Below are 15,746 nucleotides of genomic sequence, written 5' to 3' on the forward strand. Positions count from 1 at the left end.
CGGTCACTCGGCAGGAACGGCCTCGTCGGCGCGCAGACAGGCCACGCGGCGCCGCGGCGCAGGGGTCACGACGGGCGGCAGCCCGGCCCGGCAATCGGGTCCGGCCAGCGCACAGCGCGGCGCGAAGGAACAGGAGGCAGGCCGGGTTTCCAGCGCGGGCGGCGCGCCGGGGATCGCGGCCAGCCGTTCTCCCCGTGCCACATCGTGCAGGTTTGCCGCCAGAAGACCGCGCGTATAGGGGTGACGCGGGTCCTTGATGATCTCGCGGGTGGTGCCCTCCTCGACGATCTGACCGGCATACATCACCGCGATCCGTTCCGAAATTTCCACCGCCACGCCGATATCGTGGGTGACGAAAATCACCCCCATTCCGAATTCCTTCTGAAGCTCGCGCAACAAAAGCAGAATCTGGATCTGGACGGTGGCGTCAAGGGCCGTTGTCGGCTCGTCGGCCAGCAAAAGCCGCGGACGGCAGGCCAGAGCCAGCGCGATCATCACCCGCTGGCGCATGCCCCCCGACAATTCATGCGGATAGTTCTGCAGCCGCCGTTCGGGCGACGGGATCTTGACCCGCTTCAACATGTCCAGAGCGACCTCCATCGCCTCGGACCGGCTGACGCCCTTGTGGCGCATCACCGTCTCGGCGATCTGGGCGCCCACCGTATAGACCGGGTCCAGCGCCAGCGCCGGTTCCTGAAACACCATCGACACGTCGCCGCCGCGATAGCGCTGCAGCGACCGGCCGGAAAGCCGCAGGATGTCGGTGCCCCCGACCCGAATGTCGCCCTCGATCTCGGTCCGTTTCGGCGGCAGAAGCCGCAACAGCGCCTTCAGCGTCACGCTTTTCCCCGAGCCGCTTTCGCCCAGCAGCGCCAGCGTCTCGCCCTCCCCCAGCGACAGCGACAGGTCGTTGATGGCATGGATCGTCCGCGCGCCCTTGAAGCGCACCGTCAGATGGTCGATTTCAAGCAGCTTGTCGGTCATGCGATCTTCCCCGCCTTGGGATGGCCGGACGTCGGGTCATGCAGATGGCAGGCGGCCAGGTGGCCATCCGCGCCGATCTTGCGCAGCTGCGGGGCCTTGCGCCCGCACAGCGTCGCCGCAAAGGGACAGCGGGTATGAAACCGGCAGCCCTCGGGCGGGTCGATGGGGTTCGGCGGATCGCCGGTCAGCGGCGGTTCCTCGGTGCGGTTGTCCGGGTCCATCGAGGGCATCGCCGAGAACAGCGAGCGGGTATAGGGGTGCGCTTGCCGCGCCCAGATCGCCGCGACCGGCGCGACCTCGACCACCTCGCCCAGATACATCACCAGCACCCGGTCCGAGATATAGCGCACCACGTTCAGGTCGTGGCTGATGAAGATATAGGTCAGCCCGAATTCGGCGCGCAGGTCCGACAGCAGGTTCAGCACCTGCGCCTCGACCGACTTGTCCAGCGCCGAGACCGCCTCGTCCAGCACCACCAGCCGGGGCGACATCGCCAGCGCCCGGGCGATGTTCACCCGCTGCCGCTGGCCGCCCGACAGCTCGTGCGGATAGCGCTGGGCAAAGCGCGCAGGATCAAGACCCACCCGCGCCAGCAGCCCGTGCGCGCGTCCCATCGGATCGGACAGCCCCTGCACCCGGGCGCCGAAGGCCACCGACTCCTCGATGGTCAGCCGCGGGTTCAGCGAGGCATAGCTGTCCTGGAACACCATCTGGATGCCGCGGCGCAGCTCGCGCAGGCTCAGCGTGTCGCCCAGCGCGTCGCCGTCGAAGATGATGTCGCCCTCGTCGCGGTCGATCAGCCCGACCGCCAGCCGCGCCGTGGTGGACTTGCCGCAGCCGGATTCGCCGACGATGCCAAGCGTCTCGCCCTTGCGGACCTCGAAGGACACGCCGTCGACCGCCTGCACCATCGCGCGGGTGCGGCCGAGGATGCCGCCCCGGATCGGAAAGTACTTCTTCAGGCCCCGCACCGTCAGCAGGGGTTGGGCGGGGCCGCCGCGATCGGGCAGCCGGTCGTAAAGCTCAGTCGCGGACATTCATGGCACTCCTCACGCCGTCGCTCAGCAGGTTGAGGCACAGCGAGGTGACGAAGATCATCACGCCGGGCAACGCCGAGAGCCACGGATCGACATAGATCGCCGAGCGCAGCGTGTTCAGCATCAGGCCCCATTCCGGCTCCGGCGGACGGACCCCGATCCCGAGGAAGGACAGCCCCGCCGCGAGGATCATGCAGACGCTGGTCAGCGAGGTGGCATAGACGAAGATCGGCGACAGCACATTGCCGATCACATGGACCCGGATCACCGTCAGCGCGCTGGCCCCGGTGGCACGGGCCGCGTCGATGTAATCGAGGCTGCGCACGCCCGAGGTCACCGCCTCGGCGACGCGGGTGATCGGCGGCACGAAGACGATGGTCAGCGAGACCAGCGAATTGACGATCCCCGCCCCCAGCGCGCCCGAAATGGCAATGGCCAGCAGCACCGAGGGGAAGGCGAAGAAGACATCGACCACCCGCATGATGAGGGTGTTGAGCCGGCCGCCGACATAGCCCGCGACGACGCCGAGGATCGACCCGATGAAGAAGGCGAAGACCACCGGCATCAGCCCGATGAAGAGCGTCAGCCGCCCGCCATGGATCAGCCTTGCCAGCATGTCCCGGCCCTGCTCGTCGGTGCCGAGGATGTGGCCCGGCGTGCCGATGGGCTTGAGCCGCGCGATCATCGAGCCCTTGTAGGGATCGGCCAGCCCCAGCCAGGGCGCGAAGATCGCAGCCAGGATGAGGGCCGCCACGACCGCGAGGCAGAGCATCGAGACCGGGTCGCGCGCCAGCCGCCCGGCGACGCCCGCCCAGTAGCCCTTGCGCGCCTCGGGCGCCGGGGCCGAGGTGAGGGGTTCGGTCAGCGTCATCGGCTCAGCTCCTCTTGATCCGCGGGTCGATGGCGGCCTGGGCCACGTCGACGATGAGGTTCATGGCAACGAAGAACAGCGCCAGCACCAGGATCGTGCCCTGCAGAAGCGGCAGGTCGCGCTGGAAGATGGCATTCGACAGCAAGAAGCCCGAGCCCGGCCAGTTGAACACGGTCTCGATCAGGATCGAGCCGCCCAGCAGATAGCCCAGCTGCAGCCCCATCACCGACAGCGCGGTCGCGGCGGCATTGCGGCCGACATGGATCAGCACGTCGAACCGGGTCATGCCCTTGGCGTAAAGCGCCTGCACGAAATCCATGCTGAGAATGTCGCCCGACAGCGCCCGGACGGTGCGGGAGACGATGCCGATGGGTACAACGGCCAGCGTCACCGCGGGCAGGACCAGATGGCGCATATGCTCCCAGTTCCAGGACCAGTCGCGCGAGCCGCCCGGCCCCGCCCCCATCGAGGGCAGCCAGCCCAGATTGACCGAGAAGATGATCACCAGAACGATCCCGAGCCAGTAATTGGGCACCGACACGCCCGCGATGGAGACCGCCGTGACCGCCTTGTCGAGCGCGCTGTCGCGGAAATAGCCCGCGAGGAAGCCGAGGAAGATGCCGATCGGGAAGGCGATGACGGCCGCACTGACCGCGAGCAGCAACGAATTCTGCACCGCGCCGAAGACCTCGCCCGCGACCGGGCGTCCGGTCGCGATCGACCGGCCCATGTCGCCCTGCGCGAGATTGCCGACCCAGATCGCGTATTGCACCGGCAGGGGCTTGTCCAACCCGTAGGCCGCCCGCATCGCCGCCTGTTCCTCGGCCGTGGCATCGACCGGCATGATCGCGGTCAGCGGGTCGCCGGGCGCGATCTGCACCAAGAGGAAGCAGATCACCGAAACGCCGAACGCCACCGGCAGCACGAGGATCAGCCGCCTGAGAAGATAGCTGAACATGAAAGGTTTCTCCTTCGGGAAAAGCCCCGCCGCGCGCCTGCGGCGGGGCTCCCGGACCCGGACGGGTCGTTTATTCCATCGTGATCGACGAGAAGTTCTGGTACCAGTTCTGCGCCTGCACGAAGCCCTTGACCCTCGGGCTCATCGCGCGCGGCGCCACGTCATGGGTCACCATCAGGAACAGCGCGTCATCGACGAATTTCTCATGCGTCCGGCGCATCACCTCGTCCTGTTCTGCCGGATCGAAGGTGTTGCGGATCTTCGTGAACAGCTCTTCCATCCCGGGGTCGCAATAATGCCCCCAGTTGGTGCCGTTCGGCGCGATCAGGTCGCAGGACAGGTGCCGGATCAGCCCGGTGAAGGGGTCCTGGATGAAGTAGGTGAAGTTGATCGACTGGCTGCCCTCGACCGCCGGATCGGCGGCGCCCGCGCGCCACAGATTGATCATCTGGTTCCACTCGACCACCATGAATTCCACATCGATGCCGACCTCGGCAAGGCTTTGCTGGATGTATTCGTTCATCGGCAGCGGCAGCATCTGGCCCGAGCCCGAGGGCGAGATCAGCGCCTTGACCTTCAGCGGCTTGTCGGGACCGTAGCCCGCCTCGGCCAGCAGGCGCCTGGCCTCTTCGGGGTCATAGCGCACATCGAAGCTGGGCTTGCCGAACCATTGCGAGCCGGGCGGCAGGAAGCCCTTGGCAGGCACCATCAGCCCGCCCAGAAGCGCGCCCATCCCCTCGCGGTCGATGGCGAGGTTCGCGGCCTTGCGGACGCGGATGTCGTTCCAGGGCGACCCTTCCAGCCGCGACAGGTGCCAGGTCCAGTTATGCGGATAGGCGTTCGACGAGATCACGAAGCCGTTCGCGGTCATCGCCGGGATGGTGTCGGGCGCGGGCGCCTCGATCCAGTCGACCTGCCCCGACAGAAGCGCGGCCGAGCGGGCATTGGGCTCGGGCAGCGGGATCAGCACCATCTTGTCGAGCTTCGGCACCCGGGTGTCGTCCCAGTATTCGGCGAAGGGCACCATCTCGGCGCGCTCGCGCGGCACGAATTCCTCAAGCTTCCAGGGGCCGGTGCCCGAGGGCTCCAACGCGACCTGTTCCCAGTCCTTGCCATGGGCCTCCCAGTTGGCCTTCGACGACATCAGGATCCAGGCCAGCTGATAGGGCAGCGTGGCGTCGGGGGTCTTGGTGGTGATTTCCAGCGTCAGCGGGTCGATCGCACGGTAGCTCGCCACCGCCGGGATCCGCGACTTGCCCTGCGCCGCCTGGCGCGGGTCGTATTGTTCCGACGTGTCGTCCAGCAGCTTGTCGAGGTTCCAGACCACGTCTTCGGCAGTGAAGTCCGACCCGTCATGGAACGTGACGCCCTCGCGGATCTTGAAGATCCACTTGGTCTTGTCCTCGGCATCGACCGCCCATTCGGTGGCCAGCCCCGGGATCAGGGTCGAGGGCTTGTCGGCCGAGGTCAGGTCCCACTCGATGAGCGAGTCGTAGACCGTGTAGCCCATGAAGCGCATGCCCTCGCCGCCCTGGTCGGTCTGGCCGGTGGTCAGCGGAATGTCGGCTGCGGTCATGCCGATGCGCAGCGTGCCCTGCGCCAGTGCCGTCTGCGCCGAAAGCAGCCCCGCCGTCAGCATCAGCGCGGAAAAACTTTTCTTTATTTCAAGCAACTTGGGCCTCCTTGTTACCGTCCAAGGGCGATCCCTCCGCCCCGTCCCGGCGCCACTGTGCCCGAGAGGGTCCGGAACGGCAGGCGCAAGCGGGCGCGACCCGCCGGGAACCAGCATCGAAAACCGGCAATTGCCTAAAATTCAGTCGGTCTGGTGCCATGTGCTGAAATGGAATGCCACCCGGGCGGCGTCCGGAACCGTCCCGAATCAAACCTTCCCCAAGGGGAAGGTCCTCCGTGCTGCGGCAAGATGTCCTTCCGGACGCGCCTCAGGCCTCGTGCCGGCGGTCGCTGCCGCGCCGCTCGGCGCTCCGCCGGTCGCTGCGCCCGCCGATCAGCCGCGCGGCATCGGCCAGCGTCAACAGGGGCGGCAGCGCCGAGGGGGCGGCCAGATAGCGCGGCCGCCAGTCGGGGTCGAACTTGGCCTTGAAGGCGCGCAGCCCCTCGAAATTGTAAAAGCTCCGCCCGTGCCGGTAGATCAGCGCGCCGAACCGGTCCCACAGCCTGCGGCTGCGTTCCGGGCTCAGCCCCGACAGCGGCGCCATGCCCAGCGAGAAAGCGGCATAGCCCTCGTCCTTCAGCCGCAGCATCAGCGCGGTGAAGAGAAACTCCATGGTGCAGGGCGGCGCCGTCTCGACCTGGCGCATCAGGTCGATGCTGGCCTGGGTCCGGCTGTCGGTGACCAGCACATTGGCAAAGGCCACGACCCGGCCCGCGTGGCGCACCGTCGCCACCGGCCAGCGGTTCAGCCAGGCCGGATCGAACCGCCCGACCGAGAAGCCCTTTTCATGGGCGCGCTTGGCCGCAAGCCAGGCCTCCGACACGGTGCCCAGCTCGGCCAGAAGCGGAGCCGTATGGGGCGGCTCGGTCCAGTCGAGCGACAGCCCGTCGCGCAGCGCCCGCGCATGGGTCGTCCGCAGCTTCTTGCGGGCCGAGCCCTCCAGCGAAAACCGGGTGAGATCGACAACCGCCTCCTCGCCCATCTTGTGCAGCGACAGCCCCAGATCCAGCATGATCGGCACATCGGCCGCGCGCACCTCGTAGAAGGCCGGGCGCGCGCCCTCGCGCCGGGCGGCATCGACGAAGGCGAAGGCCACGTCCTCGGCGGCATCGGCGGGGCCGACCGGGCCGCCATAGGCGATCCAGGACCGGCCCGAGGCCGCGAACATCACGAAGGCGCGGCCATCGTCCGAGACGAGGATCGACTTGTCGCCGGTCAGCGCAAAGCCCGCATCGGGGTTGTCGCCGCCCCCCGCGATCCGCGCCGCGGCCGCCAGATCCTCGGCATCGGGCGGGTCGGGCACCACGCGGGGCGCGCGCAACAGCATCAGAAGCGCCCCGAGCCCCAGCACGAGACTGCCCAGCAGCACGGCCCTCAGCGCGCGCGGCGCGCGTTCGTTGACCGCGAACTGCCACCAGAGCTCATGCGCATAAGGGGTCTGCTTGTGGGCGAAGAACAGCACGAAGCCGAAGCCCGCGATCAGTGCCACGATCAGCGCGACCCAGGCGGGCGTCAGCGTCGCATGGCTCAGCATCGTGTGGCGGTGGAAGGCATGGCGGAACGGCAGCAACAGCAGCGCGCCCGCCGCAAGAAACACCGCCCGGTCCAGATCGACGCCCTGGATCAGCGCCACCGCCGCGCCGGTCTCCATCACCACCAGCGCCAGCCAGAAGGCCGCCAGCGCCCGGCGCATCACCCCGAAGGACAGCAGCACCAGCGCCGCCCCGATCACGCTCGAGGCCAGGGCCGAGCCCTCGATGAAGGGCAGCGGGAACAGCGCCTCGGCGGCGCGGGCGGCCTCGGTCGTGGGCGGCAGGATCGACGAGACGCTCATCCAGAGCCCGGCGCCCAGGATCATCGAGCCCAGCACCAGCGGCGCGATCCCCTCGACCGCGCGAAAGCCCGGATCGGCGGCCGCGACCGCCCGCCCCCACTGGCCGCGCGGCAGATGCGCGCCCGCCGAGCGGAACAGCTCGTAGCTGGCCAGCGCCAGCAGGGCCACGCTGAACGGCACCAGGAAGTAGATCAGCCGGTAAAGAAGCAACGAGGCCGCCACTGCCTCGATCGAGGTCGAGGCCGGCATCGCGGCGATCATCACCGCCTCGAAGACGCCGACGCCGCCCGGCACATGGCTCAGCACCCCGGCCATGGTCGCGGCGGCAAAGAGCGCGAGGAAAGTGGCAAAGCCCAGATCGTTCGCCGGCATCAGCAGATAAAGCGTCGCGGCGGCGAAGCCGATATCGCCCAGGCAAAAGACGATCTGCGCCGCCAGATCCCCCGGCGCCGGGGCGCGCAGGGAAAAGCGGCCGAGCTTCACGCAGCCTTGCCGCAGCGAGGCCCACAAAAGCGGCAGCGCGATCAGCGCCACACCGGCCAGCGCCAGCATGCGGACCGTGCCCGGCGCAAGCGGCAGCACCGCAGCCAGCGCGCCCGGATGGACCGCCAGCGCACCCAGCCCGACCACCGTCGCCGCCACCCCGAACGACACCGCCGCGAAGGTCGAGACCGCGGCCACGTCGTAGCCGTCGAGCCCCAGCGCCGAATAGACCCGCCAGCGCACCGCCCCGCCCGACACCGCCGACAGCCCGATGGTGTTGCCGAAGGCATAGGCCATGAACCCGCCCGCCAGCACCACGGGTAACTTCAGCGGCTTGCCGATGAAGCGCAGCGCCGACCAGTCATAACCCACCAGCGAGATATAGCTGGCCGCCGTCGCCGCCAGCGCCAGACCCACTGTCGACCAGGGCGTGGCGCGGACCTGCGCCACCACATCGGCGAAATCGACCGCCGCCAGCAGCTTGTAAAGCGCCACCAGCCCCAGGACGAACAGGCCTGCGGCCAGGAGATAGGGAAAGCCCGCACGCAGGCGGGCCCAGGTGCCGGCAGAGCCGGCCTCGGGCTTGGGGTCCTCGGTCAAGGCTTCACCTTGCTCCCGTTCCGGTTGTATTCCGTTCTAGCATTTTCCGGGGCGCGGCGACACCGCCAATCCTCGGCGGGCGGACTCGCAGCGTCCCGGCGGGCGCCGCTTTCGCTTTGCCGGGCGCCTTTGGCCACCCGGCGCGACCGCGACAGCGGTGCCGTTCCTGCCAGCTACCGCGCCCGGCGGCCGATGGCCAGCCTTCTGCGACCGGAGGGACTTGAAAGATCCCGCCGCGCGGGCCTGTTGTCGCGCAGGCCATGCCGGAACCATCCCGGCCCAAGGCCCGCGCTACCAGCTCGCGGTGGCCTCCATCGCGACCGGGCCGCCTGCCTGCGCCGTCCAGAGCCGCAGGCTGTCGCCCTCGCAACTGGCATGCATCTCCATTTCGGCGGTATCGAACACGGTGGAGACGCTGCGAAAGGCAAAGCGCGACGGGCAACTGCCCTTGAGATCGGCCGCGAATTGCAGAAGCAGCGTCGCCTGCATCGGACCATGGACCACGAGTCCGGGATAGCCCTCGACCTCGCGCGCATAGGGGGCGTCATAATGGATGCGGTGGCCGTTGAAGGTCAGGGCCGAATAGCGAAACAGCATCACCGGCCCGGGCATCAGCCGCCGGATCGAGCTGCCTTCGGCCGCCGGGTCCGCCTTCGGCCGCCGGAACGGGGCGGCGGCGCGATAGACCAGATCCTGCCGTTCGGTCAGCGCCAGCCGCCCGCGGGCGCGGATCTTGTGGTCAACCGTCACGAACAGCAGCGGCCCCGAACGGCCGTGTTTCAGCGTGACATCGACGATGGTGGACCGCCGGGTCACGCTGTCCCCGATGCGCAGCGGCGTGTGAAAGCGGAATGCGCCTCCCGCCCACATCCGCCGGGGCAGCGGCACCGGCGGCAGGAACCCGCCCCGCGCCGGATGGCCGTCGGGGCCAAGCCCGGCGCCCGGCACCGTCGGCTGCGCGAGGCAGAAATGGATCAGCAGCGGCGCCTCGTTGCCGGGCTGCAGCGGCCAGGTGCGGTCGAAGGTGGCGGCGAAGCGGCGGACCAGTTCGGGGGTCAGCCGCTCGGTCGCGGTCTCTTCCCGGCCGATCCAGCCGCGCAGATGCTCGATATCGAGATCCATTCAGGTCTCCCGGGGTTTCAGGGCGGGCACCGGGCCATAGCGGCGCGTCTCGCCCTCGACCCGGGCGGCGGGCGCGGGCATCGCGACCGGGCCGTTCGGGCTGTCGACCTCGATCCGGCGCAGGTGCGGATGGTTGGAAAGCCCGGCCATGTCATTGACCGAGGCAAAGGCGATGTCGGCGGCGACCAGGGCCGCCACGGCCTCCGCACCGTTGCGCCGGGCAAAGGCCTCGGCGACGATGCGGTCGGTCTCGGCGCGGTTCTGGACCCGCGCCACATTGGTCGCAAAGCGCGGATCGGTGCCCAGCCCGGGCGCGTCAAGGAAGCGCTCGGCCAGCTGGCGCCATTCGCGGTCGCTCTGGATCGAGATCAGGATCGGGCGGCCGTCCTTCGGATGGAACACCCCGTAGGGCGCGATCGAGGGATGGGCCAGCCCGACCCGCCCCGGCGTGCGTCCGGCCTCGTGGTTCAGCAGCGGCACGGTCAGCCATTCGGCCATGACATCGAACATCGACACCGAAATCCGCGCCCCCTGCCCGGTCGCGCCGCGGCGGATCAGCGCCTCGAGGATCGCGGCATGGGCCGTGGCCCCGGTCGCGATATCGACGATCGAGACCCCCACCCGCGCCGGTTCCTCCGGTCCTCCGGTGATCGAGGACAGCCCCGATTCCGCCTGGATCAGCAGGTCATAGGCCTTGCGCCCGGCCAGCGGCCCCTCGCTGCCGTAGCCTGAAATGGCGCAAGAGATCAGCCGCGGATAGTCGCGCGCCAGCACCTCGTCGGAAAAGCCAAGCCGCGCCAGCGCGCCGGGCTTGAGGTTCTGCACCAGCACATCGGCCCCGGCCAGCAGGCCCGCCAGCGCCGCGCGCCCGGGCTCGCTGGCCAGATCCAGCGTCCGGGTCTCCTTGCCGCGGTTGAGCCAGACGAAATAGCTGGACTGTCCGGCCGCGGCATCGTCATAGCCGCGCGCGAAATCGCCGCCGGGCCGTTCGATCTTGACGACATGGGCGCCCGCATCGGCCAGCCGCGCGGTCGCGAAGGGCGCGGCCACCGCCTGCTCGACCGCCACCACCTCGATCCCTTCGAGCGGGCGCATCAGAACGACCTCGGCAGGCCCAGCACGTGTTCGGCCACATAGCTGAGGATGAGATTGGTCGAGATCGGCGCCACCTGATACAGCCGGGTTTCGCGGAACTTGCGTTCGACATCGTATTCGCAGGCAAAGCCGAAGCCGCCATGGAATTGCAGGCAGGCATTGGCCGCCTCCCACGACGCCTTCGCGGCGAGATACTTTGCCATGTTGGCCTGGGCACCGCAGGGCTGACCGGCATCGTAAAGCCGGCAGGCCTCGAACCGCATCAGGCTGGCGGCCTCGACTTCGATGAAGGCCTCGGCAATCGGGAACTGCACGCCCTGGTTCTGGCCGATGGGGCGGCCGAAGACCTGGCGTTCGCGGACATAGTCGCTGACCTTGTCGGTGAACCAGTAGCCGTCGCCGATGCATTCGGCCGCGATCAGCGTGCGTTCGGCATTGAGCCCGGTCAGGATGTACTTGAACCCCTGCCCCTCCTCGCCGATCAGGTTCTCGGCCGGGATCTCGAGATTGTCGAAGAACAGCTCGTTGGTCTCGTGATTGACCATGTTGGGGATCGGCCGCACCGTCATGCCCGCCCCCATCGCCTCGCGGATATCGACGAGGAAGATCGACAGGCCCTCGGATTTCTTCGCGACCTCGGCCAGCGGCGTCGTGCGGGCCAGCAGGATCATCAGGTCGGAATGCTGGACCCGGCTGATCCAGACCTTCTGGCCATTGATGACATAGCGGTCGCCCTTCTTCACCGCCGTGGTCTTGATCCGGGTGGTGTCGGTGCCGGTGGTGGGCTCGGTCACGCCCATCGACTGCAGCCGCAAATCGCCCGCCGCGATCTTCGGCAGGTAGCGGCGGCGCTGCTCTTCCGAGCCGTGCCGGACCAGCGTCGTCATGTTGTACATCTGGCCGTGACAGGCGCCGGAATTGCCGCCCGAGCGGTTGATCTCTTCCATGATGACCGAGGCCTCGGTCAGCCCCAGCCCCGAGCCGCCATACTCTTCCGGGATCAGCGCCGCCATCCATCCGGCTTCGGTCAGGGCCTGCACGAAGGCCTCGGGATAGCCGCGCTCGGCGTCGATCCGGCGGTGATAGTCGGACGGAAAGGTCGCGCACAGCGCGCGAATGGCGTCGCGGATGTCCTGGTGGGGGTCGGTCTGCATGGAGTGTCCTGCCTGGGGCATTTGAGCCAGAAATGCGCACGTCCCCCCATCATGCAAATATATTCTTTGCCTGACTGCCATATGTTTTCTATATGGGCAGCGGATTGGACCCTTCGGGCACGGGCATGGATCTGCGGCAGCTGCGCTATTTCATCGAAATCGTCGAACGCGGGTCGATCACCCGGGCCGCGGGTACGCTGAACGTGGCCCAGCCCGCGCTGTCGCTGCATGTGCGCAACCTTGAGGACCGGCTTGGCACCCGGCTTCTGCTGCGCCGTCCGACCGGGGTGGTGCCGACCGAGGCGGGCGAGCTTCTGGCGCGGCGGGCGCGGTCGATCCTCGACGAGGTGGCCCGGACCGAGGCCGAGATCCGCGGGCTCGAGACCGACCCCTCGGGGCGGGTCGCGATCGGGCTGACCGGGACCATCGGCGGGCTTCTGGCGGTGCCGCTGATCGAGGCGCTGCGCGAGCGCTATCCGCGGATCACGCTGCAGATCGCCGAGGCGATGAGCGGGTTTGTCGCCGGATGGCTGTCCGAAGGCCGGGTCGATCTGGCGGTGCTTTACGAGGCCCCGGCCGATCCGGGGCTGGCCTGCGATCCGCTGCTGGAAGAGGAACTGGTCGTGCTCTGGCCGCCCGACTGGCCCGCCCCGCCGGAAATCGCGCTGGCCGCGCTTGAGGACGTGCCGCTGGTGCTGCCGAGCCGGGCGCATGGGTTGCGCCGGATGATCGACGCCCGGCTCGCGACCGACGGGATTGCGCCGGAACTGGCCGTCGAGATCGATTCCTATGCCAATATCAAGAACCTGGTCGCGGCGGGCTTCGGCGCCTCGGTGCTGCCCTGGCACGCGGTCGCGCCCGAGGCCGAGGCCCGCGCGCTGAGCGTCAGCCGGATCGCGACGCCGGGGCTCTGGCGCGGGGCCTGGCTGATCCGCCCGGCCGCGCGCCCGGTGACCCGCGCCCAGGAGGCCGTGGCCGAGACCCTGCGCGCGGTGGTGGGGGACCTTCTGGCGGGCGGGGTCTGGGCGGCGGCGCGCGCCCCTAGCCTGCCGCCGGACCGCGCCGGAACAGCCGCGCCGACATCGGCTGGGTCAGGGTGAAGGCTGCGCCCTCGCGGCCCGCGCGCGCCAGAAACGCCGCGCGCAGCGCCTCGGTCAGATCCTCGCTCAGCCCACCGCGCTCGGGCGCGAAGGACGAGATCCGGCCGACGAAGGCGTCGAAATCGTCATAGACCTCGCGCCGCACATAGTCGAAGGCGCGGGTTTCGGTCAGCACCCCCGACCCCACCGCGGCATCAAGCGCGGCCTGCGCCGCGGTGCGGATCTCGGTCTCGTCATCGACGGTCGCGATCACCTGGCTCAGATCGCCCTCGACGCGCGGCTCGATCACCACCAGCGGCGCCTCGGGCGCGATCACCCGCGCCGCCTCGGCCAGCGCGTCGCCCATGCCTCCGACCGGGATGTGATGCAGCGCATTGACGATCACCGCGATGTCGAAGGCACCCGAGGGATAGGGCATCGCCTCGGCCTGGGCCACGTCGATGCCGGGCGCGCCGCCCGCCTGCGGGAAGGGTTCCAGCCCGCGCCACTCGGCCCCGGCCGCGCGGAAGGGTCCGGCCAACCCGCCCCGGCCGCAGCCGATATCAAGCACGCACCGCCCGTCAAGCGGCGCCAGGATCTCGAGAAGAACGTCAAGCGTGGTGCGGATCGGGTCGGTCATGCGGGGGCGGCCTTTCGCAACGGGGACATGCCCGATCCCTAGGCGACTTCGCCCCGCCCCGCAATTCGGCCGAGCGGCGCAGCCCGGTCCGGCTTGCCAGGACGTTGCGGCGCGGGGAACATTCGGCCCGACCGACGGAGAGCCCGATGACCAACGATCCCCTGCTTTCGCCCTTCCAGCTGCGCCACCTGACGCTGAAGAACCGGATCTTCCTGTCCGCGCACGAACCCGCCTATGCCGAGGACGGCCTGCCCAAGGACCGCTACCGCGCCTATCACGTCGAACGCGCCCGGGCCGGGGTCGCGCTGACCATGACGGCGGGGTCGGCCTCGGTCTCGCGCGACAGCCCGCCCGCCTTCAACAACATCCTCGCCTGGAAGGACGAGGTGGTGGGCTGGATGAAACGGCTGACCGACGACTGCCACGCGCACGGCACGGCGGTGATGATCCAGCTGACCCATCTGGGCCGCCGCACCCGCTGGGATCGCGGCGACTGGCTGCCGGTGGTCTCGGCCGGGCCCGCCCGCGAGGTCGCGCACCGGGCCTTTCCCAAGACCGCCGAAGATTGGGACATCGCCCGCATCGTGGCCGACTATGCCGATGCCGCCGAGCGGATGCAGGCGGCCGGGCTCGACGGGATCGAGCTTGAGGCCTATGGCCATCTGCTCGACCAGTTCTGGTCGCCCCTGACCAATGCGCTTGAACCGCCCTGGGGCGGCGATCTCGACGACCGGATGCGCCTGTCGATGGAGGTGCTGCGGGCGATCCGCGACCGGGTCGGCCCCGATTTCATCGTCGGCATCCGCCATGTCGCCGACGAGGCGCTGCCCGGCGGGATCGGCGCGGCCGAGGGGCTTGAGATTGCCCGGCGGCTGAAGGCAAGCGGGCTGGTCGATTTCCTGAACGTGATCCGCGGCCATATCGACACCGATGCCGGGCTGACCGACGTGATCCCGGTGCAGGGGATGAAAAGCGCGCCGCATCTCGATTTCGCGGGCGGCATCCGGGCCGCGACCGGGCTGCCCACCCTGCATGCCGCGCGCATCCCCGATCTGGCGACCGCGCGGCACGCCATCGCCGAGGGCAAGCTCGACATGGTCGGCATGACCCGTGCCCATCTGGCCGACCCGCATCTGATCGCCAAGCTGGTGGCGGGCGCCGAGGACCGCATCCGCCCCTGCGTCGGCGCCAATTACTGTCTCGACCGGATCTATCAGGGCGGGTCCGCCTATTGCCTGCACAACCCCGCGACCGGGCGCGAGCTGACCATGCCGCATCTGGTGCCGAAGGCCGCCGCGCCTTTGAAGGTCGTCGTGGTCGGCGCCGGGCCCGGCGGGCTCGAAGCCGCGCGGGTCGCGGCCGAACGCGGCCACGAGGTCGTCCTGCACGAGGCCGCGAACGATCCCGGCGGTCAGGTCCGGCTGCTGGCGCGCCACCCGCGCCGGGCCGAGATGATGGCGGTGATCGACTGGCGCATGGCCGAATGCACCCGGCTTGGCGTCAGCTTCCGGTTCAATTCCTGGGCCGAGCCCGAAACGGTGCAGGCCGAGGCGCCCGATGTGGCGATCGTCGCCACCGGCGGCCTGCCGCCCGAGCCGGGTCTGGCCGAGGGCGACGGGCTTGCGGTGTCAGCCTGGGACATCCTGTCGGGCGCCGTGCGGCCGGGCACGAACGTGCTCTTGTGGGACGATGCGGGCGATCACGCCGGGCTGCAGACCGCCGAGACGCTGGCCGCGTCCGGCGCGCGGGTCGAGATCGTCTGCCGCGACCGGGGGCTGGTGCCCGAGGTGATGGCGATGTCGCTGACCCCGGCGATCCGGGCCTTGCAGCGGGCCGATGTGGTCTGGACCCCGACCTGGCGGCTCGACGCGATCCGGCGGACAGGGAATGCGCTGACCGCGCGGCTTGGCAGCGATTACGGCCCCGAGACACGCGAACGGCAGGTCGATCAGGTGGTGGTCAATACGGGCACGCATCCGCTTGACGATCTTTATTTCGGGCTGCGGCCGGGCGCGTCGAACCTGGGAGAGGTCGATTACCCCGCGCTGATCGAAGGGCGGCCGCAGGCGCTCAACCGCAATCCCGAGGGGCGCTATCGGCTGTTCCGCATTGGCGACGCGGTGGCCGCGCGCAATGTGCATGCCGCGATCTACGACGCGCTGCGGCTGGTGAAGGACCTGTAGACCGGGCGCCGCCGGAAGTTCACGCGTCACATGA

General features: G+C 69.3%; 12 protein-coding genes. 2 read left to right on the forward strand and 10 right to left on the reverse strand.

Annotation, left to right across the window (positions count from 1 at the left end):
* Nucleotides 1-3: 3 nt before the first annotated feature.
* The 9 genes from EV657_RS01485 to EV657_RS01525 all read right to left on the reverse strand — a co-directional run bounded on the left by EV657_RS01485 (nt 4) and on the right by EV657_RS01525 (nt 11,810).
* Nucleotides 4-984, reverse strand: a complete 981-nt coding sequence (locus EV657_RS01485; protein ID WP_134076903.1) for an ABC transporter ATP-binding protein — start codon at nt 982-984, stop codon at nt 4-6.
* Nucleotides 981-2,021 (reverse strand): ABC transporter ATP-binding protein, encoded by a 1,041-nt coding sequence (locus EV657_RS01490; RefSeq protein WP_134076904.1) that lies wholly within the window; start codon nt 2,019-2,021, stop codon nt 981-983. The genes EV657_RS01485 and EV657_RS01490 overlap by 4 nt, the downstream gene beginning before the upstream one ends.
* Nucleotides 2,008-2,892 carry an ABC transporter permease gene (locus EV657_RS01495; protein WP_134076905.1) on the reverse strand — a complete coding sequence of 295 codons (885 nt, stop codon included), beginning with the start codon at nt 2,890-2,892 and terminating at the stop codon, nt 2,008-2,010. Before EV657_RS01495 ends, EV657_RS01490 begins: the two co-directional genes overlap by 14 nt.
* A gap of 4 nt (nt 2,893-2,896) precedes the next feature.
* The gene (locus tag EV657_RS01500; protein WP_134076906.1) at nt 2,897-3,850 is read right to left on the reverse strand and encodes an ABC transporter permease; all 954 of its coding nucleotides are present in this window, start codon (nt 3,848-3,850) and stop codon (nt 2,897-2,899) included.
* A gap of 70 nt (nt 3,851-3,920) precedes the next feature.
* Entirely contained in the window at nt 3,921-5,522 is a 1,602-nt protein-coding gene (locus EV657_RS01505; RefSeq protein WP_341800893.1) for an ABC transporter substrate-binding protein, read from the reverse strand.
* A 268-nt stretch (nt 5,523-5,790) separates the two neighbouring features.
* Complete coding sequence (gene mprF, locus EV657_RS01510) at nt 5,791-8,439, reverse strand: bifunctional lysylphosphatidylglycerol flippase/synthetase MprF (protein WP_166673618.1); 2,649 nt, start codon at nt 8,437-8,439, stop codon at nt 5,791-5,793.
* Between the two features lie 291 nt (nt 8,440-8,730).
* The gene (locus EV657_RS01515; RefSeq protein ID WP_075786348.1) at nt 8,731-9,561 is read right to left on the reverse strand and encodes an HTD2 family dehydratase; all 831 of its coding nucleotides are present in this window, start codon (nt 9,559-9,561) and stop codon (nt 8,731-8,733) included.
* Nucleotides 9,562-10,656 carry a CaiB/BaiF CoA transferase family protein gene (locus EV657_RS01520; RefSeq protein WP_134076908.1) on the reverse strand — a complete coding sequence of 365 codons (1,095 nt, stop codon included), beginning with the start codon at nt 10,654-10,656 and terminating at the stop codon, nt 9,562-9,564. It lies immediately after the preceding gene.
* Nucleotides 10,656-11,810, reverse strand: coding sequence for an acyl-CoA dehydrogenase family protein (locus tag EV657_RS01525; RefSeq protein ID WP_134076909.1), 1,155 nt, complete (start codon nt 11,808-11,810; stop codon nt 10,656-10,658). The genes EV657_RS01520 and EV657_RS01525 overlap by 1 nt, the downstream gene beginning before the upstream one ends.
* Before the next feature lie 125 nt (nt 11,811-11,935).
* Between EV657_RS01525 and EV657_RS01530 the strand changes: the two genes are divergently transcribed.
* Nucleotides 11,936-12,910 carry a LysR family transcriptional regulator gene (locus EV657_RS01530; RefSeq protein WP_165828112.1) on the forward strand — a complete coding sequence of 325 codons (975 nt, stop codon included), beginning with the start codon at nt 11,936-11,938 and terminating at the stop codon, nt 12,908-12,910.
* Here the strand turns inward: EV657_RS01530 and EV657_RS01535 are convergent.
* Entirely contained in the window at nt 12,852-13,529 is a 678-nt protein-coding gene (locus EV657_RS01535) for a class I SAM-dependent methyltransferase (RefSeq protein WP_134076911.1), read from the reverse strand. The two genes, EV657_RS01530 and EV657_RS01535, sit on opposite strands and share 59 nt — an antisense overlap.
* Nucleotides 13,530-13,675: 146 nt before the next feature.
* Here EV657_RS01535 and EV657_RS01540 point away from each other — a divergent pair, with 146 nt between their 5' ends.
* A complete protein-coding gene (locus tag EV657_RS01540; RefSeq protein ID WP_134076912.1) occupies nt 13,676-15,712 on the forward strand; it encodes an oxidoreductase in 2,037 nt (678 codons plus the stop codon).
* Nucleotides 15,713-15,746: the final 34 nt, after the last annotated feature.

The organism is Rhodovulum visakhapatnamense, assembly GCF_004365965.1.
Taxonomy (GTDB): domain Bacteria; phylum Pseudomonadota; class Alphaproteobacteria; order Rhodobacterales; family Rhodobacteraceae; genus Rhodovulum; species Rhodovulum visakhapatnamense.

Bases quoted from the DNA above. Each gene is read 5' to 3' on its own strand.
- EV657_RS01515 (WP_075786348.1), bottom strand. From the start codon at position 9,561: ATGGATCTCGATATCGAGCATCTGCGCGGCTGGATCGGCCGGGAAGAG.
- EV657_RS01500 (WP_134076906.1), bottom strand. From the start codon at position 3,850: ATGTTCAGCTATCTTCTCAGGCGGCTGATCCTCGTGCTGCCGGTGGCG.
- EV657_RS01520 (WP_134076908.1), bottom strand. From the start codon at position 10,656: ATGCGCCCGCTCGAAGGGATCGAGGTGGTGGCGGTCGAGCAGGCGGTG.
- EV657_RS01485 (WP_134076903.1), bottom strand. From the start codon at position 984: ATGACCGACAAGCTGCTTGAAATCGACCATCTGACGGTGCGCTTCAAG.
- EV657_RS01490 (WP_134076904.1), bottom strand. From the start codon at position 2,021: ATGTCCGCGACTGAGCTTTACGACCGGCTGCCCGATCGCGGCGGCCCC.
- EV657_RS01530 (WP_165828112.1), top strand. From the start codon at position 11,936: ATGGATCTGCGGCAGCTGCGCTATTTCATCGAAATCGTCGAACGCGGG.
- EV657_RS01535 (WP_134076911.1), bottom strand. From the start codon at position 13,529: ATGACCGACCCGATCCGCACCACGCTTGACGTTCTTCTCGAGATCCTG.
- EV657_RS01540 (WP_134076912.1), top strand. From the start codon at position 13,676: ATGACCAACGATCCCCTGCTTTCGCCCTTCCAGCTGCGCCACCTGACG.
- EV657_RS01495 (WP_134076905.1), bottom strand. From the start codon at position 2,892: ATGACGCTGACCGAACCCCTCACCTCGGCCCCGGCGCCCGAGGCGCGC.
- EV657_RS01525 (WP_134076909.1), bottom strand. From the start codon at position 11,810: ATGCAGACCGACCCCCACCAGGACATCCGCGACGCCATTCGCGCGCTG.